This window comes from Acidisphaera rubrifaciens HS-AP3, assembly GCF_000964365.1.
GTDB lineage: Bacteria > Pseudomonadota > Alphaproteobacteria > Acetobacterales > Acetobacteraceae > Acidisphaera > Acidisphaera rubrifaciens.
Genome location: NZ_BANB01001137.1, coordinates 1 through 279 on the forward strand (window position 1 = coordinate 1; position 279 = coordinate 279).

1 protein-coding gene is annotated in these 279 nt (G+C 75.3%); it reads left to right on the forward strand.

Going from position 1 to position 279, the window contains the following annotated elements:
• Positions 1–24 precede the first annotated feature (24 nt).
• A partial coding sequence (locus tag B8460_RS20410) for a hypothetical protein (protein ID WP_048863463.1) occupies positions 25–279 on the forward strand: 255 nt, incomplete at its 3' end.

The window sequence follows — 279 nt, forward strand, 5'->3', positions numbered from 1 at the left end:
CCGTCCGTCATTCAAGGGAGCCGCATGTCCGACCGACCGCTGTCGCTGCTGCTGGGGGCTGAAAGCCTCAGGGGGCGCCGATCCGGCATCGGCCGCATGACGGCGCAGATCGCGCAGGCGGTCAGCGGGGACCCGCGCCTGATCGACATGCACCTGCTGTTCGGCAGCCGGCTGGTGACCCCGACGCACGCGATCCTGAACCCGCCCGAGGAGGACGGCGCGGACGCGGCCCCGCCCGCCGCCGGGCTGGCGCGGCGCGTCGTGCGCGCGATCCCGGGC